A 22,923-nucleotide genomic window follows, 5' to 3' on the forward strand; every position below is an offset into this window, starting at 1 on the left:
TACCGGTATCACAAGGTATCAACAGCAGCTACCACCCAAAACGAAAGGACAGCCCGTGCTCGGCTTCAAAGAAGAGGAATTCCTCGCCCAGACCCGCAGCGCACTCGCGCTGCAGGGACAAATCGAACAGTTCGTGGACGGTATCCAGGAGCGGGGTTTTGACAACCTCTTCCTCATTGGCGCCGGCGGCACCTACGCCGCAATGCTGCCCTACGAGCACTTCATCCGCTCACGGTCCACCCTTCCCGTACGCGCAGCAATCGGCAAGGAGTTGATGCTGACAGGCGACCCGGCGTTCGGCCCCGGATCCATCGCCGTTTTTGCTTCTGTTTCCGGAACAACGGAGGACATCATTGAGGCGATCGACTTCGCCAAGGCCAAAGGCGCCTACACAGTTGGCTTTACCGGCTTCGCCGACAGCCCCTTTGCCAAATCCCTGGATGCCGCACTGATCACCGAACCCAAGACCTGGCCGTTCGACATCCCTCTGCTGCTCCTGTCCACGCGCCTCCTGGCCGCACGGGGGGAGTTTGAGGGGTACGAGGAGTTTGCGGCTGAACTCCAGACCATTCCCGAAGTCCTCCTCGAGGTGGCACGCCAGGCAGAACCAGTGGCGGAAGCGTTTGCAGAACGGAACAAGGACGCGGACTACCACTTCCTTGTCGGCGCGGGCAACCTCTGGGGTTTCACCTATCTGTACTCGATGTGCATCCTCGAGGAGATGCAGTGGCTGCGCACCACGCGGGTGCACGGGGCCGAATTTTTCCATGGCTCCCTGGAACTCATCGAAGAGGACACCAGCCTGGTGCTTTTCCTGGGCGAAGACGAAAGCCGGCCGCTCATGGAACGCGTCGTCAAGTTCGCGGAGAACTACAACAAGAACACCACCATCCTGGACACCAAGGATTATGAGCTGGCCGGAATCAGTGCCCGGTTCCGGGGGCTGCTGGCACCCTTGGTCCTGGACACCGTGGCAGACCGGATCAGCAAGCACCTGGAGCGGGTCCGCAACCACTCGCTTGACCTTCGCCGGTACTACCGCGTCGTTGAGTACTGACAGACACCGCTGCCCGCGCCCCCTGAACCGGGGCGCGGGCGGATTGCCCGGCCGTACGGCCGGAGACACCGCCGTCGAGACAGGATGAGCATGAAAGTCATTGGGTTCGGAGACAACATCGTGGACCGCTTCCTGGACCGGGAAATTATGTATCCGGGTGGAAACTGCGTGAACTTTGCGGTCCTGGCACACCGCCTCGGCCTGGAATCCGCCTACCTGGGCGTCTTCGGTTCCGATCCGCTGGGCGCCTTTGTTCGTTCCGCCATAGCAGCGGAAGGGGTAGACGTCAGCAGATGCCTGATTCGTGAGGGTCCTAACGGCGTTACCGAAATCAAGGTCATTGATGGGGACCGCGTCTTCCTCGGCTGGAACGAAGGAGGCGTCACCATCAGCCAACCGTTCGCACTTGGGCCTGGGGACCTCCACTTCCTGGCAACGGCTGCCTTGGTCCATTCGAGCGTCTACTCCGCCTCCGAAAACCAGCTCCCGTCGGTTCGCGCAGCAGGCCCCCTGGTCAGCTTTGACTATTCCTGGGAACCGGAGCGCCGGACCGACGCCTATCTGCGAAACACCGCCCCATTCGTGGACTTGGCCCTGCTGTCATTGGGGGACGCGCCTTTGGAAGCCGTCGAACGGGAGCTTGCCCGGGTGACGGCGGCAGGCGCCTCGCTCGCCGTTGCCACCAGGGGCGCCGCCGGCGCCGTACTGTACGACGGCGAGCGGTTCCTCACCCAGGCAGCGGCCCCAACGGACGCACAAAGGTTCGCCGATACCATGGGCTGCGGGGACGCGTTTGTCACCGGATTGGCTGTGAGCCTCCTGCGGTCCGGGTGGGCGCGGGACTCCCCGGCAACTCCGGATTCCCTGCGCCCCGCCCTTGCTTTTGCCGCGGAAACGGCTGCCGAGCAGTGCTACGTTGAAGCTGCGTTCGGGTACGGCCGTCCCGTCGCTGCAGCAACTAGGATCTGAACCAGAGCTTGTCCTCATCGGAACCGCGCCAGGGCGATTCCAAGACCAGAAGGGAACCGGATGTCGCCGGATCATCAGCACGGGGGCGCTCCGACCATTTCGGAGGTTGCCGCTGCAGCTGGGGTTGGCAGGGCCACCGTCGCCCGTACCCTGGGCAACTATGGGTCCGTCAGTGATGCCACGCGCGCAAAGGTCCTGCTGGCTGCCGAACGGTTGGGCTACCAGGCCAATACGCTGGCGCGCAGCATGAGTACCGGCATTACCAAGACGCTGGGCATTGTCCTTGCGGACGTGGCAAATCCCTTCTTTTCCGGGGTCCTCAGGGGAATCTCCGAAACGGCCAAACAGGCCGGCTACGATGCCATCATCCTGAGCACGGACGAGAAGCTGGAGCTGGAGCGGGACGCCATCAGGGTCCTGCTGGCCAAACAGGTTGATGGCCTGGTGGTCGCTTCGGCGGCGGGACGGAACGACGACGTCACCCACCTTTCCAGCGCGATGGAACGTGGAATACCGGTGGTCCTCATTGACCGCCTCGTGGACGGCCTGGATACCGACTCGGTGGTCATCGACAACCGGGAGGCCGCCCGCTCCGCCGTCGCGTCCTTGATTGCGAACGGCCACCGCCGGATTGCCTTCGCCTGGGGCCCGGTGACCCTGAGTCCCGCGACCGACCTGCAGCAGATGCACAGCATCCTCGACCAGGCGCTGTGGAGCGACGGCGAACGCCTTCGCGGCTATCTGGATGCCCTGGAAGAAGCCGGGATACCCTTCGATACCGCCCTGGTGACCCACGTCCTGAAGAATGAACGACAGGCAACCAGGGCCATCGGAGGAATGCTCGCTTTGGCCGATCCCCCCACTGCCATCTTCACCACGGAAACCGAGGCAACAGTTGGCGCCCTTCATGCACTACGGACGCACAACCGCCGGATCCTCAAGGACGTATCCCTGATCGGCTTCGACGACAGCCCCTGGGCCGCAGTCATGGAACCACCCCTGACCATGATCCAGCAGCCCATGCGCGAACTGGGCGCCGCAGCGGCACAACAGCTCCTGGTCCGCATCGATGGCGATTCCTCCGCACCGAGGAAACATGTCCTGCCCTCCACCCTTATTGCCCGTTCCTCCGACGGCCCTGCGCCTTCACGCGCTGCCGGCTAAACCTCCGGCAACTATTTCTTCGACGAACCCCTTCCCCCGGGACCGCTAATCATGATTCACTGTGGTACCGGTATCACAGTTTCCCAAAACGCACTTGGAGCAGGTGCCATCCAACGGAGGGCGGCACGCTTCGTCCCGTGGACCACGGCTAATCAGCCACCCGAGCGAAAGTAGAAAACGATGCGGAAAAGCACGCACATGATGACCGCCCTGCTGGCGGGCGCAGCACTTGCTTTGACCGGCTGCGCCGGCGGAAGCGAGCCAGTTGCACAGTTGGACCTGCAGAAAGAGCCCGAATATTCCGGAACCCTCAGTATCCTCACCAAATTCGGCGGCGATCCCCTCGAGCCGTACTTCGAGGACCTGGCCGAGGAGTACAAAAAACTGCACCCGGATGTCACCTTCGAACTCATCCAGGAAACCGACCAGAGCATCAAGGACAAAACCAAGACCCTCACCGCATCCCAGGCCCTGCCTGACATCTACTTCACCTGGGCGGGAAACTGGGCAAACAACTTCATCGACGGTGGCCTCGCCGCGGACCTGACGCAGGCAATCGCCCCGGGCACTGGCTGGGGAAACACTTTCGGCGAGTCGTCACTCAAAGCCTTTGAAAGGGACGGAAAGTACTTTGCCGTTCCCCTGTACAACAACGGAAAATTCATGGGCTACAACGAAAAGGTTTTTAAGGAGTTGGGCCTCAATCCGCCGTCCACCTTCGAGGAATTGATTTCCTCCTGCTCGGTGCTCAAGGGCGCCGGCTACGAGCCTATTGCCTTTGGCAACAAGGACGGCTGGCCAGGCCTGCACTACCTGCAGCAGTTGTTCGCCTATGAGGTGCCGACTGACACGCTCGAAGCGGATTTCAACCCCCAGACGGCGAAACTCGACGACCCGGGCTACCTCCGGGCCATGGAACAGTTCACCGAACTGATCAAGGAATGCACCGGCAGCGGAAAAGACTCAAACGGTGTCCTCTACACCACCGCCCAGCAGGCACTGGCCACAGGTACCGCCGGGATGTACTACCAGGAGGTCCTCGAATTCGACACCACGGCCTCTGAGGGATCACAGCTCAAGAACGACGGCCTGGGCATCTTCAAGCTGCCCGCCTCAGCCACGGCAAAGGGCGACACAAAGGCCATCGAAGGTTCTCCGGAGGGATACCTGATCAACCCCAAGTCGGAAAACGCGGCACTGGCAGTTGACTTCATGAAGTTCGCCACCAGCAAGGAGAACGCCACGAAGCTTTCATCACCGCCGTACGGTCAGCCCAGCGCAGTCAAGGACGTGGTCTCGGAACAGAACTCGAGCGGACCGGTCGTTGAAGGCATCAAGCAGGTGAATGAAGCCTCCGAGGCCATCATCTGGCTGGACTCAGTGACGGTTCCGGAGGTGGCCGATGCCTGGCTGGCCGGCGGCGAAGCCCTTGTTGCCGGAACCCAGTCGCCGCAGCAGGTCCTTGACGCTGTGCGTTCCGCTTCCAACGCAGCCAAGTAGCAGATCTGCCATGACAGTTTCGAACGCGATCCGGAGGCCCGCGCCTTCGGCCTCCGGATCCGGCACCAAAGGCCTCCCCGACGGCCGGCAGGCAGCCAGGAGCAGGGCACGCCAGTGGCGCAATATGGTGTGGGTCCTGCCTGCGGTACTGCTGCTGTGTGCCTTCTGCTACCTGCCCCTCGTCCAGAATCTGGGCTTCAGCCTTCTGAAGTGGGACATCTACAGCGGACGCCAGACCTTCGTTGGTGCCGATAACTACCTCAAGATGGTCAATGACCCGATCTTCTGGAAGTCACTGCTCAACAACACCCTTTATGCCGGAATCTCCATCATCTTCCAGGTGTTCGGAGCACTGGTTTTGGCAGCCCTCGTGGAAGGACTGCCCAGTCCGCGCTGGCGGGGTGCCCTCCGGGCGATCTACTTCGTCCCCTCGGCAATATCCCTCACGGTGGCAGGGCTCCTGTTCTATTTCATCTATGAGCCGCGGATGGGGATCCTCAACGCCGCGCTTGAGACCGTGGGGCTTGGAAGCTTCGCACAAGCCTGGCTTGGCCAGGAAAACACCGCGATCTTCGGCATCATCGCCATGAGCCAGTGGCAGGGTTTCGGCTACTGCACCCTGCTCTTCGCCGTGGCGCTGCAACGTATTCCTTCCGAGCTTTTCGAAGCGGCGTCAATCGACGGCGTCGGGCCCGTCCGCCGGTTCTTCTCCATTTCCCTGCCCCTTGTCCGTGAGATGAGCAGCCTGATGATGATCGTGACAGTGTCGGGGGCGTTCCAGGTTTTCAATGAGGTGATGGTTATGACCACAGGCGGCCCCAACAATTCCAGCCAGGTCCTTGGCACCTGGCTCTACCGCAGCGGTTTCGTCCGCAACGATTTCGGGTATGCCGCGGCCATTGCCACCGCTGTTTTCGTCATCACCCTGGTCCTCGCGGTACTCCAGCTCCGGCTGGCCAAGCGCAGGAGGGTGGAATGGTGACGCGCACTTCAGTACTGATGATCCTGGGACGGGTCTTTGTCCAGGCCTTCCTGGTGGCCCTGGCCATCGTTGTGATCTACCCCCTGCTGTGGATGCTGCTGAACGGCGTGAAGTCGAATTCGGAACTGTTCGCCAATCCGTTTGCGCTTCCCGAAACCTGGCGGTGGGAAAACTATGTGACCGCCTGGAACCGGGGTGTCGGCGACTACCTCACCACAAGCGTCCTCGTCACCGTGGCGTCCACCGTCGCCACAGTGCTGATCAGTGCCTGGGCAGCCTACGGCCTGACCAGGGTCAAGATCCCGTTCAACCGGACCATCCTGATACTGATCCTGGCCGGCCTGATGCTGGCGCCGACCGTGGCCCTGATTCCCCTCGTGAAGATGTTCCAGGCCCTGGGCCTCTACAACAGCTTTTGGGCGCTGTTGATTCTTTACACCGCGTTCCGCGTTCCCTTCACCACCTTCCTGATCCGTGCCTACATGCTGGATTTACCCCTCGAGGTAGACGAGGCCGCGGCTGTGGACGGGGCCTCCAAGGCACGCGCGTTCTGGCAGGTCATTCTTCCGATGTGCCGTCCGATCATCATCTCCACCATCCTGCTGAACGTTCTTTTCACGTGGAATGAATACCTTTTCGCCATGATTTTCACGAGCGGCGGGGCGCTTCAGACGCTGCCGGTGGGGCTTACCAACCTCATGGCCAAACATGGCACGGACTACCCCGTGGTCTTCGCCGGAATGGCCATCGCCGCCGTTCCTGTGATCGTGCTTTTCTTTGCTGGCCAGCGGTACTTCATCCGCGGCCTGGCTGATGGTGTGGGGAAGTGACGATGGGCAGCCTGGACCGGGACCAGATCTGCGGCTCCAATTTTGCCTACCAGCACCACACCCTTGAACGTTGCCTCAACGACATGGCGGAACTGGGGCGCCGGAAGGTGGAGCTGTGGGGCGTTGCGCCCCACCTGCACATCCCGAACGCGGACAGGAACGAGGTCAGGAAAGTTCTGAAGCTGCTCCGTGAGCGTGAGCTTTCTGTGGCATGCCTAACGCCTGAGCAGGTTGCCTACCCCGTCAACATCGCGTCGGGCGCGGACTGGCTGCGGGAGGGCAGCCTGCAGCTTTTCCTCCGCGCAGCCGAAATAAGCAGTGACCTGGAATCCCCACTGTTGTTCCTCACCTCCGGCCGCGGCTATGAGGACGAGCCGCTGGAGCCAGCCTGGGAGCGCAGCGTCCTTGCCCTGCAGGCGATTACCGAACGGGCCTCAGAAATGGGCGTCTCCTGCGTACTGGAACCGCTGCAGCGGGTCGAATCGAATCTGGTCACCGATCTGCCGTCACTGAAACGCATGGTGGACGACGTCGGCCATCCTGACCTCGGGGTAGTGATCGACACCGTGGCATTGGCAGTGGCAGGAGATGCGATCAGTGACTACGGCAAGACCTTCGGCGCGAAGGTACGCCATGTACACCTGGTCGACGGCTCCCCCGCCGGTCACATGGCCTGGGGAGATGGCACTCTGGACCTGGCGGAGATCCTGCGTGAATTTGGGCAGCAGGAGTACAGGGGATCGTTCACCTTCGAACTTTTCGGTGACGGCTCGTACTCCATCGATCCCCGGGCCGCCTTCCAGAAGTGCCTCGACGCCTTCGGGGACTGTGTCCCGCAGCGTTAATACATTTCCCCTAGTTGAACCCAATGCCACCGCTGCCGGGCCGGGCACCAACGGATCCCCGCTTAACCAGCGTTGCAGTGAATTCAGGTGTGGCAGCCGGCGCTTTCCTGCCTTGGATCTTGCTGATGAGGGCCTCGGCGGCCGCAACACCCATCTCGTAGACAGGCTGGGCAATGACCGTCAGCGGAGGGGCGGTGAGGCGGGTCCAGGCGAAGTCGTCGTACATCAGGAACGAGACATCGCCTGGAATCGAGAGACCCAGGTCCTGGATGGCCTCGACCACACTGAGGCCGATCAGCCCGTCGGACGCGATGATCGCCGTGGCAGGATCAGGCTGCTGCAGCAGCTCACGGGTGATCTTCTTGATGGATTCCGGGCCGCCTGCGTTGAGGCGGACCAGGTCCTCCGGTTGGGGAAGCCCCGCTTCTTCGAAGGCGCGCTTCATGCCCTCCCGGCGGTCGGAGATCTGCGAGGAATCCAGGGGCAGACCGGCAAAGTAAGGCTCATCCGTCCGGATGGTGGAAATGAAGGCGACCCGGCGGTGCCCTTCCTGGATCAGGTAGCTGGTGGATTCATGGGAAATCCCTTCCATCTCCACCGCCACCGTCTCCACATCCAGCCCGGGCACCTTGCGGTCGAGGAGTACCAGCGGCCGCCCGGACTTGTGCACACCTTCCAGGTGCCGGGTATCAACCGACGACGCCGGAGCGACGATCAGGCCATCAACACGCTTGTCCAGCAACACCTTCACTGCATCCACTTCGGCCGCGGTGTCCTCATCGGTGTTGACCAGGATGACGTTGAAGCCGCTTTTCTTGGCAGTGTCCGTGATTCCCCTGGTGGCGAGGCCAAAGTGCGGATTTTCGATGTCACCCACCACCACGCCGATGGTGTTCGATTTCCCGGTGTTCATGCTCCGCGCAAGTTCGTTGGGCCGGTAATTCAGCTCTTCCGCTGCGGCCAGCACGCGCTCCCTTACATCATCACTGACTGCACCGTAATTGCCCAGGGCACGTGCCGCCTGGGCTTTGGATACCTGTGCGGCCTTGGCGACGTCGGCCACTGTGACGTCGCGCCGCCGTGAAGCGTCAGTACTCATCTCGGCCTTTCATTCGGGGCGCTGACGCCCTTGGGGCTGGGGCTACATATTCAAGTAATCAATGTGAGCCCGGTCTCAAGTCTACGCACTGCGTCCGGCTCGGCAAGCGGTACCAAAAAACAGGCTGCGGCGTGCTGCAGTTCAGCGCAGGCGCACGCCACCGCCGTTGCTGTCCCACCGGCCTCGCGCCCGGCCATGCCTTCCACCCTCGAAGAAACGGCGGCACGCCCTCCCCCGTGGGCGAACTAAGATGGATCAGATAACCAACCACCGGCCCCGGCCCCGCCGCGGCCTGCTGAAAGTAGCGCGCACCATGCCATCCCAACCGGACGAGAGTGCGGCACTGGCAATACAGACCCCCGCCATCAACGACCGGTCCCTGGCGGCCGGGCTGGCCTATGCCATGGGAAGCCGCGTCTCCGGAATCTCGTTCGACGCCGCCACCGGCCTCATGCTGGGAAAGGTCCGCGGCGGCGCTGACCTGCCGTATTCCACCACAGCCAAGCTGGTCCGCAAGGGGGGCGGCTGGAGCTGCACCGTGGGCGTGTGCAGCTGCCCGGTCCGGAAGGACTGCAAGCACGTGGCGGCACTGCTCTTCGCGGCAGAGGACAACCCCGCCACCCGTGTCCAGCTGCTGTCACCGGCCACCGCCACCCAGGTATCGCGCGAACCATCCGGTGCCGTTTCCGACTGGGAACGCGCCCTCAGCCCGCTGATCTCCCAGCCCGGTGCCGCTCCTTCGAGCAACGGCGTCCCCCTGGCGCTCCAGTTCGAGATCGAGGAACCTGCGCCGCACTTCTCCTACACAGGACGCCGCGATCCGCTCCGCAGCGTCCGCCAGCTCAAGGCGCGCCCGGTGATCATGGGTGCCAAGGGCAAGTGGATCCGCGGCGACGTCTCCTGGAACACCCTGAACTACCTGAATTTTCGCCGCGAGTGCAACGAGTCGCATGTGGAGTGGATGCAGGAGTTCCTGGCTGGGCACTCCGCCGCGGCCAGCCGCATGCACAACTCCTCGGGCCTCTGGCTGGGCCTGAACACCTACTCGGGAAAAAACCTCTGGGGCCTGCTGGGCGACGCCCGGAAGATCGGCCTGGCACTGGTCCACTCGCGCGGCACCGAGCCGGTGCGGCTCGCGGAGTCCCCCGCCGCCGTCGGCCTTAACCTGAGCCGTTACGGCTCCCCTGTTACTGACCCTTCCGCTGCGGATCCGGGCACCACCGCCACCCGTCAAACGTCCGACGGCGGGCTGGAGCTTGCGCCCAGGGTCACCGTTGAGGGGGTGGAGGTGGACCCGGCGTCGATCGGGACCATCGGCCGCCCGGCGCACGGAATTTTTGTCACGTCCGACGGCGGGCCGCTGGCGCCGGGATCCTTGCCGGGCGAAGCCTTGCCCGGCGTAGGCGAGGCTCCCGCCGGCGACGCGGTCATCACGCTGGCGCCACTGGAAAGCGGCCTGAGCGAGGAGCTGCTGTCATTTGTGACTGCCGGCAGCACGCTGCACATTCCTGCCAAGGACGAGTCCCGCTTCCTCACCGGCTTCTACCCCAAACTCAAGCAAACGGCCCGGGTCACTGCCCGCGACGAGTCCGTTGAGCTCCCCACCCTGGCTGTTCCCACACTCTCCCTGCTGGCGAACTACGGCGCGGACCACCGGGTGCGGCTGCACTGGGAATGGCACTACAAGACCGGAAACCTGGTCACCGCCCAGCCGCTGTGGCGCCACCCCGGCGACCATGGCTACCGCGACGACACCGCCGAAGCCCGGATCCTTGAGAGCATCGGCCAGCCGTGGGACGTGGTGCCCGCACTGGGTGAATCCGCCACCGGCGGCTGGGGCACTCCCCGGCTCGCGGCATCCGTGGAGCTGAAGGGCCTGGACACGCTCGCGTTTACCGAGGAAGTGTTGCCGCGCCTGCGTCAGGCCCCCGACGTCGACGTGGACACCGTGGGCGACATCGCCGACTACCGCGAGGCTGAGGAAGCGCCGGTGGTTTCCATCTCCACCAAAGCCACTGAGCAGCGCGACTGGTTTGACCTCGGCATCCAGATCTCCCTCGAGGGCCAGCCGGTGTCCTTCGCCGCGGTGTTCTCCGCGCTTGCCGCAGGGCAAACCAGGATGCTGCTGCCCAGCGGCGCCTACTTCTCCCTGGACCTGCCCGAACTGCACCAGCTGCGGGCGCTGATCGAGGAAGCCCGCTCCCTGCAGGACAACAAGGACGCGCCCCTGCAGATCAGCCGCTTCCAGGCAGGACTGTGGGACGAGCTGGCCCAGCTGGGGATCGTGGACGAGCAGGCTGCGGCCTGGCGCTCGGCTGTTGGCGGCCTGCTCGAGGGCGGCGTGGACGGCCTGCCGCTGCCCGCCACCCTGAACGCGGAGCTGCGCCCCTACCAGCTGGAGGGCTTCAACTGGCTCACCTTCCTGTACCGGCACAGCCTTGGCGGGATCCTTGCGGATGACATGGGCCTGGGCAAGACTGTGCAGGCCCTCGCCCTGATGTGCGCGGCAAAGGAACTGGCTCTGGCCGGTGCTGGAAGCAGCACCGCGTCCGACGGCGCCGGCCCCGCCGGAAATAGCCCCGCCGAGGCTGGCGCAGCAGCAGGCCAGCCCGACGCCGTCGCTCCCTTTTTGGTGGTTGCCCCCACCAGCGTTGTGGGCAACTGGGCCCTGGAAGCGGCGCGGTTCGCTCCCGGTTTGAAGGTCCAGGCCGTCGGTGAGACGTTCGGAAAGAGCGGGCAGGACGTGGCTGCGGCACTGGCCGGGGCCGACATCGTGATCACCTCCTACGCCCTGTTCCGCATCGACTACGACGCCTACGCCTCACGCGAGTGGTCCGGCCTAGTGCTGGACGAGGCCCAGTTTGTGAAAAACCACCAGTCCAAGGCGTACCAGTGCGCCCGCAAACTGCCGGCGGCCTTCAAACTCGCCATCACGGGCACACCGCTGGAAAACAACCTCATGGAATTCTGGGCGCTGACGTCCATCGTTGCCCCGGGGCTGTTTTCCAGTCCCAAGCGTTTCGCCGAGTACTACCAGAAGCCGGTGGAGAAAAACGGCGACAAGGGGCAACTGGACAAGCTCCGCCGTCGGGTCCGTCCGCTGATGATGCGCCGTACCAAGGACCAGGTCATCAAGGACCTCCCGCCGAAGCAGGAGCAGATCCTGGAAGTGGTGTTGAACCCCCGGCACCAGAAGGTGTACCAGACCCACCTGCAGCGCGAACGGCAGAAGATCCTGGGGCTGATCGAGGATGTCAACAAGAACCGCTTCACCATCTTCCAGTCGCTGACCCTGCTGCGGCAGCTCAGCCTCGACGCCTCGCTGGTGGATCCCGCGCTGTCGTCGGTCCGCTCGAGCAAGCTGGACGTGCTGTTCGAGCAGCTTGAGGACCTGGTGGCGGAAGGCCACCGGGCCCTGATCTTCAGCCAGTTCACCGGGTTCCTGGGGAAGGTCCGGGAGCGGCTGGACGAGGAGAAGATCGAGTACTGCTACCTCGACGGCGGCACCCGCAACCGTGCCGACGTGGTCAGCGAGTTCAAGAACGGCAGCGCGCCGGTGTTCCTGATTTCGCTGAAGGCCGGCGGGTTTGGGTTGAACCTCACCGAGGCCGATTACGTGTTCCTGCTGGATCCCTGGTGGAACCCGGCTTCCGAGGCGCAGGCGGTGGACCGCACCCACCGGATCGGGCAAGCGCGGAACGTGATGGTTTACCGGCTCGTCGCCAAGGACACCATCGAGGAGAAGGTCATGGCGCTCAAGGCCCGCAAGTCGCAGTTGTTCGCCGACGTGATGGAAGGCGACGCCCTGGCCGGTGGCGCCATTACCGCCGAAGACCTGGCAGGGCTGTTCCAGGAGTAGCGCCAGGAGATTTGCCGAGCGCTGTGGCGTTAGCGCTTCATCCCCTACCGCATATGCTGGACACGACGTGAAGATTACAACGTTGGAGAAGCGTGTGCCACAACAGCAAATAAACGCCCTCACGCCCCTGCGTGCGGACGCCTTTACGACTCCTTACCGCGACCCCGTCTGGGACGGGCCCACCGACCCGGTCCTGGTTCCGGACCACCTCACCGGCGAGTGGGTGCTGTTCTACACCCAGCGGCGTGCCACGGCACCGGGGCTGACCGGCGTCGAGTGGGTGCATGGCACGGGGATCGGTGTTGCGAGGTCCTCCGACGGCGGACGGAACTGGACGTACCAAGGCACCGTGGAGGGACTGGTCCCTCCGGAAACGGAACTGCCCGCTACTCTCTGGGCTCCCGACGTCGTACGCATCGGTGACCAGTGGATCATGTACCTGACGGTGCTTGGCGGAGTGCGGACGGACTGGACCGGCACAGCTTCCATCGTCCAGTTCGCCAGCCGCGATCTGGAGACCTGGGAGTACCTTGGCGCAGTCGATCTGGATTCCCCGCGGGTCATTGACGCCGCCGTCGCCGTTTGCGGAGACGGCCGGTACCGCCTCTGGTACAAGGACGAAGCCCGCGGCTCCAACACGTACAGCGCCGTCAGCGACAGGCCGCAGGACCCGTCGTCGTGGGTCCTTGAAGGACTCACCATCCCCGGCCGCCCGCATGAAGGGCCGAAGGTTTTCCAGCTCGAGGGAACCTACTGGATGATCGTTGACGAATGGCGCGGCCAGGTCATCTACCGCTCGGAAAACGCGGCTGGCCACTGGATCCGGCAGGAACACCTGGGCGGGCTCATCCTGACGCAACCGGAGCACGTGGACGGAAGGCCCGTCGTCGGACGCCATGCGGACGTGGTTCCGCTAGCAGCCTGGGAAGACGGGACGGAACGCGCCCTGCTGGTCTACTTCACCCACCCGCATTGGGGCGGCGAAGACATCGACACCATGGCACCTGACCCCAGGACCCGCCTCAGCCACGTCCGGGCGGCTGTCCTGGAAGTCAGTGGCGGCAACCTGGTCTGTACCGAGCCCTGACTCCAGGAATCCTTTGGGCCATGACAAAGGGCCAAACCCTGGAACTATAAGCCGGCTGCTGCCGGCACCGGTCCAGGGTTTGGCCCTCTGCCTGACTCGTATTCCGGGCGCTCCACCCGGAAATCCTCAATACCCGCTAGGTTCGCTGCGGGGAACCGAGCTCCACCGGATCTTCGTCCGTCAGGTACGCCAGCTCGGAGTGGGCGGCGAGGTCGATGCCCCGCATCTCGTCCTCCGGATGGATGCGCAGGCCGATTGTCTTGTCCAGGATCTTCGCCAGGACCCAGGTGACGCCGAAAGAGTACGCCAGCACAGTGACGGTTGCGAGGGCCTGGACGCCCAGGAGTTCAACGCCGCCGCCATAGAACAGTCCGTTGACGGCGTTGGGTGCGGCGTCGGTGGCAAACAGGCCGATCAGCAGGGTGCCGAGGATGCCGCCCACCAGGTGGACGCCTACGACGTCGAGCGAATCGTCGTAGCCCAGGCGGAACTTCAGTTCGATGGCCAGGGAGCAGACGGCCCCGGCAATGGCGCCGATGGCCACGGCGCCGAGGGGGCTGACTGCACCGCAGGCGGGCGTGATGGCGACCAGTGCCGAGATCAGGCCGGACGCGGCGCCCATGCTTGAGGCTGCCCCACGGCGGAAACGCTCAACGAGTGCCCAGGCGAGGAGGCCCGCCGCGGCAGCAACAGCAGTGTTGAGGAAAACCACCGACGCCGACTGGCCGGCAGAGAGCGCGGAGCCGGCGTTGAACCCGAACCAGCCCACCCACAGCAGCCCGGCGCCGATAAGCACCAGCGGCCGGCTGTGTGGCTTTGCGTGTTCCACTTTGGGCCAGCCGGAGCTCTTGCCCAGGACGAGCGCCAAAGCCAGGGCAGCGGCCCCGGCGTTCATGTGAACAGCGGTGCCACCGGCGAAGTCGATGGCCTTGATGCCGCTCGCGATCCAGCCGCCGGTGACGCTGCCGTCAGCGGAGGAGAAGGCGAACACCCAGTGCGCGATGGGGAAGTAGACGATGGTGGCCCAAATGCCCGCGAACAGCATCCAGGCGCCGAACTTCATCCGCCCGGCTGCTGCCCCGGCAACCAGGGCAGTGGTGACGCAGGCGAAGAACAGCTGGAACGCGGCGAAGAGGGCCACGGGGATGGAAGCGTCCTCATCTGCGGCGAGCAGCTGCCCCATACCAGGGAACTCGGTGACGTCCCCGATGAGCCCCAGGCCGCCCACCGAGTTCCCAAAGGCCAGTGAGTAACCAAAGAGCGCCCAGAGGACGGCCACCAGGCTGGCTCCGCCGAAGCACATCATCATCATGTTCAAAATGCGGCGCGACCCCACCATTCCCCCGTAAAACAAGGCAAGGGCGGGGATCATCATACAAACCAGCGCGGAACTGGCCAGAATCCAAGCGACATTTCCCGAATCCATGGGAAACCCCTTTCGTGATGCGAAGAGAGAACGGAAATCGCCCGTTGGAGCCACTCCGGAGGAGGGACGCGGAGTCAGTACCACGTTCATCGGAGGGCAGCTATTGCCGTCTAATTCCAACTGTATGGCCGCCGTTGTGGGGTGGGTTTCCGGTGTGTTAAATGATGGTTTCGTTCATCCACCCGCGAGTTTCAGGCGTCACGCTGATTCCAGGTGGCACGAGGCACGGGGCCGGGGGCAAGGAGGCCCGGGCGGAACTACTTGGCGGAGACGGCCAGGAACTTGATGGGCAGGTCGAGCAGCTCCAGGGGGCCATGCGGGCCCTCGCCGTCCAGCAGCAGCGAATCCCCCGGTTCCATGGCGTACTCGTAGGAACCGTGGCCGTACACCATTTTCCCGGACAGCATGTAGATGAATTCCGTTCCCGGGTGCTGGAACAGGGGAAAGACATCCGAGGCATCGGTCAGCGTCACCAGGGTGGGTTCCAGCGCGTCCGTCCGGCCCTTGAGGGTTCCCAGGACCCGGTACTCGTGGCCGTGCTGGGTGCCGCTCCGGACGGTCAGGCTCCCCTCGCCGCTTTTCGTGAACGTAGCATCCCTGTCCGTGTCTGCGCCCCGGAACAGCGCGGTGACGGGGATCTTGAGGCCGTCGGACAGCCTCTGCAGCGTGGTGAGTGAACAGGAGGTGGTGGCCGTTTCGATCCTTGAGATCATGGCCTTGGACAGGCCAGTACGGGCAGCAAGCTCCGCGGAGGACAGACCGCTGGCGGTGCGGTAGTGCCGGACCTGCCGGGCAATGACCTGCTCCAGTTTCCCCGGAACGGCTGCCTCGTCCGGCGATTCACCGGCGCTGGTTCCGGCTCCCGAGGGCGTTCCGACGGCGGCGCTCACCTGGGCATCGTCCGCTGCGGCGTCCCCCGGGTCCGTTCCCTCCGGCGCATGATTGGTCATAGGAGCCATCATAGGTGCGGCCGCTTCGGCTGCCGCGGGCCGTCCGGCCCGTGAAGCGACGACGCCGTAGCCCGCGGCCTATCCGACAACCCGCGCCTCGCCCAGCAGCCCGGCCAGCGAGTCCGCGAGCGCCACGGCGCCCGTCTCCGCGTCCCAGTCCTCCACCAGCTCATCGGGCGAGTGCGAGACGCCGGTGGGGTTGCGGACAAACAGCATCGCAGTGGGGATCCGGGAACTAAGGACGCCGGCGTCGTGCCCTGCCCCGGTGTCCAGGACAGGCGCAGCCGGCAGAAGGGCCTGCAGCCGGTCCCGCAGCCCGCCGTCGAAATGCACAGTAGGGCTGAGAGATTCCATGGCGAGGCTGGACGTGCACCCCTCTTCTGCTGCCATCAGCTGGGCGTTCAGCCCGATGGCTTCCACCAGCGCGGCCGTGACGGAGTCGTCCGGGTGCCTGACGTCAATCCACAGATCCACCCGGGAGGCGATCACGTTGGTCCCCCCTGGTACCGGCTGCAGCCGGCCCACGGTGGCCCTGGCGTCACGGTACTTCCGCGCCGTGTCCCGGATTCCCACCATGACCTTGGCCGCCGCGATCATGGGGTCCTTGCGGTGCTTCATCAGGGTGGTGCCGGCGTGGTTTCCCTCGCCGGAAATGGTCAGTTTCCACCGGCCGTGGCCCAGGATCGAGGACCCGATGCCCACTGGCTCGTGCAGATCAATCAGTCCCCGGCCCTGCTCGACATGCAGTTCGACGAAGAGGCCGAGCTGCTGGAGGGTTTTGTAATCCGCGCCGATCAGCCGGGGGTCCTGGCCGTTCGCCGCGGCGACGTCGGCGTAGGTGTTGCCGTCCGGGTCCTTGAGCCGGCGCGCCTTGTCCGGGTCAAGCTCCCCGGTGAGAAGGCGGGAACCGAGGCACGCCACCCCAAAACGCGAGCCTTCCTCTTCGGGGAAGACGGCAATGGCAAGGGGCCGCCGGGGCCGGAACCGGCGGGCTTTCAGGAGGTCGACGGCGATCAGCGCCGATGCGATCCCCAGCGGCCCGTCGTACCCACCGCCGCCGGGGACGGAGTCGAGGTGGCTGCCGGTGACCACGGCGTCCTTCCGGATGCCGGTAGCGGTGTCCCACCAGGCCCAGATGATTCCGTTGTTGTCAGTGTGGACGTCCAGTCCCCGCCGGCCCGCCTGCTCGACAAACCAGCTGCGCAGCTCCGTTTCGGCGCCGGAGAACACCGGCCGCGAGTAGCCTCCGCGGGTCCGGTCCCTTCCGACGCCGGAAATTTCCCCCAGCAGGCTGCTCACCGAGGCCGCTGCAGGCTCTGTGGCGGCGGGCACGGCAGGGGTTCTCTGGAGCGCCAGGGTGGCGGGAGGCAGCGAAGCGGTCACGGAAATTCCTTAGTCGGGTTGGTGCGTGGAGGGTGTGTTCAGCGGCTGCCGGCAGATACCGTCGCCGACCGGAAGCGTTCCGGGACGGTGGCGGTGCCGGTGGCCAGGTCCGCGGCCCACTGGCCGATGAGCGGCGCGAACTTGGCGCCGTGTCCCGAGCAGGGCGACACGACCGTGAGGTTGCCGATGCGGTCGATGAGGAAATCTTCATGGGGCGTGTTGGTGAAGAGACAGGTGGTTTCGGCGTACGGTTCGGGGTCCAGTCCGGGGAGGTAACGCTGCACGTAGTCCACCACCCGACGGCGGTTGGCCGGGTCCACTTCACCGGTTTGCTTCGCCGCGGAAGGTATAAGCCTGCCGCCGTTGTACTCCGCTACCTTCTGGCCCGCAAAGCCCGCGTCCCGTCCGCCGGGAAGCCCGTAGGCCTGAATGTCCCCGGCTTTATGGATGAACGTAGGCCACTGGCTGGCACTTTCCGGATCCCGGTACTTGAAGTGGAACGCCTGCTCCTGCCGGACGGTGATCTCCGGAAGCCCGGCCACGAAGCCCGACGGAAGGGACAGCTGCCCCAGCAGTTCGGGCAGCCAGCCGCCCGCGCTGATGACCACGTTTCCGGCGTCGACCGTTTCCCCGGTGCCGGAGTGCAGACGGTAACCTGCGCGCGTTCGCTCCACGCGGTTCAGCTCCCAGCCGGTCAGCAATACGGCGCCCTTCTCGACGGCGAGGGCCACCATGGCGTTGACAGCACTTTCGGCGTCGATAACTCCGGCGCCGGGATGCCACAGGACCTCGGTGTCAAAGGCGATCTGCGGCCAACGTGCCCGGGCTTCGGAAGCGGACAGGAGTTCGTGCTCGATGCCTTCGCCGGAAAGCACGGATGCCAGCAGCCGGGGGTTGCGGTCCGGGCCGTAGTCCACGGCGCCGAAAGGAGTGATCAGGTCAGTACCGCTGGCCAGGGCGAGCCCGTCCCACAGCTTTTTGGATTCCAGCACTGCCCGTGTGTAGAAGGCGTCCGGATAGGCATAGCGGAAGATCCTGGCGGAGCCGTGGGAACTGCCGTCGTGCGCGGCCGGGGTGCTGCGTTCCAGGAGGCTGACCTGGTGGCCCCGAGCCGCGAGCTGCCAGGCAGTGGCGGCGCCGGCCAGCCCGGCGCCCACCACCACATAGTCCGACGGATCCGAAAGAGGGTCAGGCATCAGAAGCTTCCCTGGCCCGCGCCCGGAATCCAACTGGTGCCCGCCAGCGGCACCCGGGCCATGGCCGAGGCTTCGATGGTCAGCGCCACCAGGTCTTCGGGTTCCAGGTTGTGCAGGTGCGATTTTCCGCAGGCCCGGGCAATGGTCTGGGCCTCCATCGTCAGCACGCGGAGGTAGTTGGCCAGGCGCTTGCCCGCAGCTACCGGGTCCAGCCTGGAAGAGAGCTCCGGGTCCTGGGTGGTGATCCCGGCGGGGTCGCGGCCGTCCTGGAAGTCGTCGTAGAACCCGGCGGCGGAGCCCAGCGCGGAGTATTCGGCGGCGTAGCGGGGATCGTTGTCCCCGAGGGCGATCAGCGCGGCCGTGCCGATGGCCACCGCGTCCGCGCCCAGTGCCATGGCCTTGGCGACGTCGGCTCCGGTGCGGATGCCGCCGGAGACGATGAGCTGGACCTTCCGGTGCACACCGAGTTCCTGCAGTGCCTGGACGGCCTGCGGGATCGCGGCGAGGGTGGGGATGCCGACGTTTTCGATGAACACCTGCTGTGTAGCGGCGGTGCCTCCCTGCATGCCGTCCACCACGACGACGTCGGCGCCGGACTTCACCGCCAGGGCCGTGTCGTAGTACGGGCGGGAGGCGCCGATCTTGACATAGATGGGCGTTTTCCAGTCGGTGATTTCGCGCAGTTCGCCGATCTTGATTTCCAGGTCGTCCGGGCCGGTCCAGTCCGGGTGGCGGCTGGCGGAGCGCTGGTCGATGCCCACCGGGAGGGTGCGCATCCCGGCGACACGTTCGGTGATCTTCTGGCCCAGCAGCATTCCGCCGCCGCCGGGCTTGGCACCCTGGCCCAGCACGATCTCGATCGCGTCCGCCTTGCGCAGGTCATCGGGGTTCATGCCGTAGCGGGAGGGAAGGTACTGGTACACGAGGTGCTTGGACTGGCCGCGCTCCTCGGGCGTCATGCCGCCGTCGCCCGTGGTGGTGGAGGTGCCCACTTCGGAGGCGCCGCGGCCCAGCGCCTCCTTGGCGTTGGCGGACAGGGCACCGAAGCTCATGCCGGCGATGGTTACCGGGGTCTGCAGGTGCAGCGGGCGGGTGGCGTGCCGGTCGCCGAGGACGACGTCGGTATCGCACTTTTCGCGGTAGCCCTCCAGCGGGTAGCGGGACATGGAGGCGCCGAGGAAGAGCAGGTCATCGAAGTGCGGAACCTTGCGTTTGGCGCCCCAGCCGCGGATGTCGTAGATGCCGGTGGCGGCGGCGCGTTGGATGTCGGCGATGGTGGCGCGGTCGAAGGTGGCGGACTCGCGCAGGCCCAATTCGGCGATGTTTTGGGGCGCGGCGTTCTGCGCGGGCGCTTCAGTGGGGACCGGTACGGAGGTGATGGTCATGGGTGGCTCCTAGTACGACGTCGAGTTGTCGACGTGGAAGTGGTAGAGGTTCCGGGCTGAGCCGTAGCGCTTGAAATCGGCAGGGTTGTCCGTCCGGCCGGCGGCGGCCAGCAGCTCGGCGAGTTCGGCACGATGCTCTTCGCGCAGCGGCTTTTCGATGCAGTCGGCGCCGAGGGAGGCCACCGTGCCCTTGACGTAGATGCGCGCCTCGTAGATGGAGTCGCCAAGGGCGTCCCCGGCGTCGCCGCAGACCACCAGCCGTCCTGCCTGGGCCATAAAGGCGGACATGTGGCCGATGTTGCCGCCCACCACAATGTCCACGCCCTTCATCGAGATGCCGCAGCGGGCTCCGGCGTTGCCGTCGATGACCACCAGGCCGCCGTGGCCGGTCGCCGCGGCGGACTGGGAGGCGTCGCCGGTGACGTGGACCCTGCCGGACATGATGTTTTCGGCGAGCCCGACGCCGGCATTGCCGTTGATGGTCACGTCGCCTTTTTGGTGCATCCCGGCTGCGTAATATCCGGCGTGGCCTTCGATTGTCACCTTGATGTCCGCGTCAATGCCGACGGCCAGGCTGTGCTTGCCGCCGGGGTTGGTGACAGTCCAGGGCTGCCCGTCAATGGCGTTGTGGATGGCCTGGTTGAGTTCCCGGACGGTGTTGGCGGCCAGGTCAACAGTGGTTTCCGTAAGCGCGTCAACGGTGGGGGCTTCGGGGGCTGTCAGAGTGACCATGTGTAGACCTTTCCGGGTTCCGGTTCAAAGATGCGGGCGTTGTTGATGCCGGGCAGGCCGGCCAGGGCACGGTATTCGGAGGCCATGGCCACGTAGTCGTCGGTTTCGGCGATGATGGCCGGCTTGCAGGCGATGGGATCGCGGACCACGGCCATGCTGTCCGCCGTGGTGACCACCAAGGTGTAGAAGCCGTCCAGGACCTTGCCCAGGTTCACCAGCGCTTCCTCCAGGGTGTCGCCCTGCTTCAGCCGGGAGGCTACGTAGCGGGCGCCCACTTCGGTGTCGTTCTCGGAGTCGAACACCACCCCTTCGCGTTTCAGGTCGCGACGCACTGTGGCGTGGTTGGAGAAGGAGCCGTTGTGGACCAGGCACAGGTCGTCGGCTACGGAAAACGGGTGTGAGCCGCCGGCGGTGACCGCAGATTCGGTCGCCATCCGGGTGTGGGACAGCCCTTGGCTTCCGGCCATCGCCTCAAGTCCGTGCTCGGCGGCGATCTCCATGGGATGGCCCACGCTCTTCATGACCGCCACGTGCTCGCCGCGTCCGATGATGGTGGCGGTGGGCACGGTTTCGCTGACTGCTTTCACCAGCAGGTCGGTCCCGACGGCGGCGCTCACCAGGGTGGTATCGCCCACCACCTGCACGGCTGCTGCCGCGTCGGCTGGAAGCAGGGCCGCGACGCCTGCGGTGATGGCCGCCGTCGTCATTCCCTGGCTTCTGCCCAGGAGGCTAAGCGTGGACGTTCCCTCCTTCACCAGTCCGGGGGTGTTGTAGACGGCGAGGCCGGCGGAATCCGGACCGCGGTCAACAATCTGGCAGAGCATGGAGGACAGCAGGCTGCCCATCCGGGGATGCAGCGAGGGGTTGCGCAGCTGCAGCGCGGCGATTCCGCACATGGTGGTCCTTTACGTGGTATCGGGGTTGGAAGTAGTGGTCAGATGGACGCTGAGTCAGATGGACGTCAAATACGCGCGGATTTCCCAGTCGCTGACCTGGTTGTGCCAGCTCAGGAATTCCTCTTCCTTGGCGTCCGCGTAGTACGTGCCGATTGCCGCGTCCCCGCTGAGGCTGGCCAGGATCACGGGGTCCTTCCGCAGCGCTTCCACCGCATGGAGCAGCGTGGCCGGCAGGAAGTGCGCGTCCGGTTTGGACTCCCCCGGGCCCGACGGCAGACCGGGGTCGCGCGACTTCTCCACACCGTCCAGCCCGGCAGCGATGGCGGTGGCGATGGCCAGGTAGGGGTTGGCGGAACCGTCACCGGACCGGAGTTCGATCCGCTTGTTGTCCGGGACCCGGATCATGTGGGTGCGGTCGTTGCCGCCGAAGGAGGCCTTCCGTGGCGACCAGGTGGCGCCCGAGGAGCTGGTGGTGGCGCCCGTGCGCTTGTAGGAGTTAACTGTTGGGGCAAGGAACGCCTGGAGTGCTGGTGCGTGGTCCAGGATGCCGGCGATGAATGAATAGGCGAGGCTGGAGATCCCAAGGCCGCGGCCGTCGTCGTCCGCTTTGTTCTGGTTGGCCGGAAACAGCGCTTCGGTTCCGGACCAGAGGGACAGGTGGAAGTGCAGGCCGGTGCCGGTGCGGTCCGTGAAGGGCTTCGGCATAAACGTGGCGGTCATGCCGCGCTGTTCGGCCAGGATGTTCAGGATGTAGCGGAGGGTGACAACCCGGTCCGCCGTGGTGAGCGCATCCGCGTAGTTGAAATTCTGCTCGAACTGGCCGGCGGCGTCCTCGTGGTCGTTGGCGTAGTTGCCCCAACCCAGGCCGTTCATCGCCTCCGAAATGGAGGTGAGGTGGTCATACATGCGGGTGACGCCGCGAGCGTCGTAGCAGGGGCGGGGCGAATCGTCCCGGTCATCGGCGGTACTCAGCGTCCCGTCGTCGTTCTTTTTCACCAGGAAGTACTCCACCTCCGCCCCCACCTTGGCCTGCATCCCCTTTTCGGCGAGCTGGGCCAGGGTGTTCTTGAGGATCACCCGCGGAGCGTACGGCCAGGGCTTGCCGTCAACGTGCGGGTCGCAGTGGATGATGGCCAGGCCCTCCTTGATGAAGGGAACCGGGGTGAAGGATGCGAGATCAGGAACGGCGATCAGGTCCGGGTCCTGCGGCTGCTGACCCATCAGGCCAGCGGCATAACCGGCGAAACCCATGGCCCCGTTTTCGAGCTCGTCGGCGGCTTCCACCGGGACCAGCTTCGCGCACGGCTTGCCGGTCATGTCCACAAAGGTCGCAAGGAGGAAGCGGACGTCGTGGGCTTTTGCGATGTCCCGCAGGCTGATGGTGGGGCTTTCGGGCCGGGGTACAGCTTGCTGGTCCTGGGCCAATGCCGGGGTGGTTACAGCAGGGGTTGCGACACTCGTCATCGGAACGTTCCTGTCAGTTCGTGTTAGCTACTAGTAAACCTTGTTGCATAACAGTAGTCAGACCAACATTTCCGGCGTTACACCGAACTGTTAATTACT

General features: G+C 64.9%; 18 protein-coding genes. 9 read left to right on the forward strand and 9 right to left on the reverse strand.

Going from position 1 to position 22,923, the window contains the following annotated elements:
* Window positions 1-55 precede the first annotated feature (55 nt).
* The 7 genes from M1D93_RS18150 (at window position 56) to M1D93_RS18180 (ending at window position 7,347) form a co-directional block, all read left to right on the forward strand.
* Complete coding sequence (locus M1D93_RS18150; RefSeq protein ID WP_461172846.1) at window positions 56-1,057, forward strand: SIS domain-containing protein; 1,002 nt, start codon at window positions 56-58, stop codon at window positions 1,055-1,057.
* Window positions 1,058-1,147: 90 nt separating this feature from the next.
* Complete coding sequence (locus M1D93_RS18155) at window positions 1,148-2,026, forward strand: PfkB family carbohydrate kinase (RefSeq protein WP_461172847.1); 879 nt, start codon at window positions 1,148-1,150, stop codon at window positions 2,024-2,026.
* A 60-nt stretch (window positions 2,027-2,086) separates the two neighbouring features.
* Window positions 2,087-3,190, forward strand: a complete 1,104-nt coding sequence (locus M1D93_RS18160) for a LacI family DNA-binding transcriptional regulator (protein WP_461172848.1) — start codon at window positions 2,087-2,089, stop codon at window positions 3,188-3,190.
* Between the two features lie 180 nt (window positions 3,191-3,370).
* A complete protein-coding gene (locus tag M1D93_RS18165; protein WP_461172849.1) occupies window positions 3,371-4,690 on the forward strand; it encodes an ABC transporter substrate-binding protein in 1,320 nt (439 codons plus the stop codon).
* Window positions 4,691-4,700: 10 nt separating this feature from the next.
* Entirely contained in the window at window positions 4,701-5,672 is a 972-nt protein-coding gene (locus M1D93_RS18170; protein WP_461172850.1) for a carbohydrate ABC transporter permease, read from the forward strand.
* Window positions 5,666-6,502: a carbohydrate ABC transporter permease gene (locus tag M1D93_RS18175; protein WP_461172851.1), complete on the forward strand. Its 837-nt coding sequence runs from the start codon at window positions 5,666-5,668 to the stop codon at window positions 6,500-6,502. The genes M1D93_RS18170 and M1D93_RS18175 overlap by 7 nt, the downstream gene beginning before the upstream one ends.
* A 2-nt stretch (window positions 6,503-6,504) precedes the next feature.
* Window positions 6,505-7,347: a sugar phosphate isomerase/epimerase family protein gene (locus tag M1D93_RS18180; protein ID WP_461172852.1), complete on the forward strand. Its 843-nt coding sequence runs from the start codon at window positions 6,505-6,507 to the stop codon at window positions 7,345-7,347.
* Window positions 7,348-7,357: 10 nt separating this feature from the next.
* Here M1D93_RS18180 and M1D93_RS18185 read toward each other — a convergent pair whose 3' ends face one another.
* Window positions 7,358-8,446, reverse strand: a complete 1,089-nt coding sequence (locus tag M1D93_RS18185; protein WP_461172853.1) for a LacI family DNA-binding transcriptional regulator — start codon at window positions 8,444-8,446, stop codon at window positions 7,358-7,360.
* 313 nt (window positions 8,447-8,759) lie between these two features.
* Here M1D93_RS18185 and M1D93_RS18190 point away from each other — a divergent pair, with 313 nt between their 5' ends.
* Complete coding sequence (locus tag M1D93_RS18190) at window positions 8,760-12,305, forward strand: DEAD/DEAH box helicase (RefSeq protein ID WP_461172854.1); 3,546 nt, start codon at window positions 8,760-8,762, stop codon at window positions 12,303-12,305.
* 67 nt (window positions 12,306-12,372) lie between these two features.
* On the forward strand, window positions 12,373-13,392 hold the full coding sequence (locus M1D93_RS18195) for a family 43 glycosylhydrolase (protein ID WP_461172855.1): 1,020 nt from the start codon (window positions 12,373-12,375) through the stop codon (window positions 13,390-13,392).
* Between the two features lie 136 nt (window positions 13,393-13,528).
* Here the strand turns inward: M1D93_RS18195 and M1D93_RS18200 are convergent, their stop codons facing one another.
* From M1D93_RS18200 to glnT, 8 genes are all read right to left on the reverse strand, one after another.
* On the reverse strand, window positions 13,529-14,818 hold the full coding sequence (locus tag M1D93_RS18200) for an ammonium transporter (RefSeq protein ID WP_461172856.1): 1,290 nt from the start codon (window positions 14,816-14,818) through the stop codon (window positions 13,529-13,531).
* A gap of 257 nt (window positions 14,819-15,075) precedes the next feature.
* Window positions 15,076-15,768: a helix-turn-helix domain-containing protein gene (locus M1D93_RS18205; RefSeq protein ID WP_461172857.1), complete on the reverse strand. Its 693-nt coding sequence runs from the start codon at window positions 15,766-15,768 to the stop codon at window positions 15,076-15,078.
* A gap of 78 nt (window positions 15,769-15,846) precedes the next feature.
* Window positions 15,847-17,100 carry an allantoate amidohydrolase gene (locus tag M1D93_RS18210; protein ID WP_461175061.1) on the reverse strand — a complete coding sequence of 418 codons (1,254 nt, stop codon included), beginning with the start codon at window positions 17,098-17,100 and terminating at the stop codon, window positions 15,847-15,849.
* An 89-nt stretch (window positions 17,101-17,189) separates the two neighbouring features.
* Complete coding sequence (locus M1D93_RS18215) at window positions 17,190-18,347, reverse strand: FAD-dependent oxidoreductase (RefSeq protein ID WP_461172858.1); 1,158 nt, start codon at window positions 18,345-18,347, stop codon at window positions 17,190-17,192.
* Entirely contained in the window at window positions 18,347-19,732 is a 1,386-nt protein-coding gene (locus M1D93_RS18220; protein ID WP_461172859.1) for an FMN-binding glutamate synthase family protein, read from the reverse strand. Before M1D93_RS18220 ends, M1D93_RS18215 begins: the two co-directional genes overlap by 1 nt.
* Before the next feature lie 9 nt (window positions 19,733-19,741).
* Window positions 19,742-20,464 carry a GltB/FmdC/FwdC-like GXGXG domain-containing protein gene (locus M1D93_RS18225; RefSeq protein WP_461172860.1) on the reverse strand — a complete coding sequence of 241 codons (723 nt, stop codon included), beginning with the start codon at window positions 20,462-20,464 and terminating at the stop codon, window positions 19,742-19,744.
* On the reverse strand, window positions 20,452-21,360 hold the full coding sequence (locus M1D93_RS18230; protein WP_461172861.1) for a class II glutamine amidotransferase domain-containing protein: 909 nt from the start codon (window positions 21,358-21,360) through the stop codon (window positions 20,452-20,454). The genes M1D93_RS18225 and M1D93_RS18230 overlap by 13 nt, the downstream gene beginning before the upstream one ends.
* A 54-nt stretch (window positions 21,361-21,414) precedes the next feature.
* Entirely contained in the window at window positions 21,415-22,824 is a 1,410-nt protein-coding gene (glnT, locus tag M1D93_RS18235) for a type III glutamate--ammonia ligase (RefSeq protein WP_461172862.1), read from the reverse strand.
* Between the last annotated feature and the right edge of the window lie 99 nt (window positions 22,825-22,923).

The organism is Arthrobacter sp. Z1-9 (assembly GCF_054792695.1).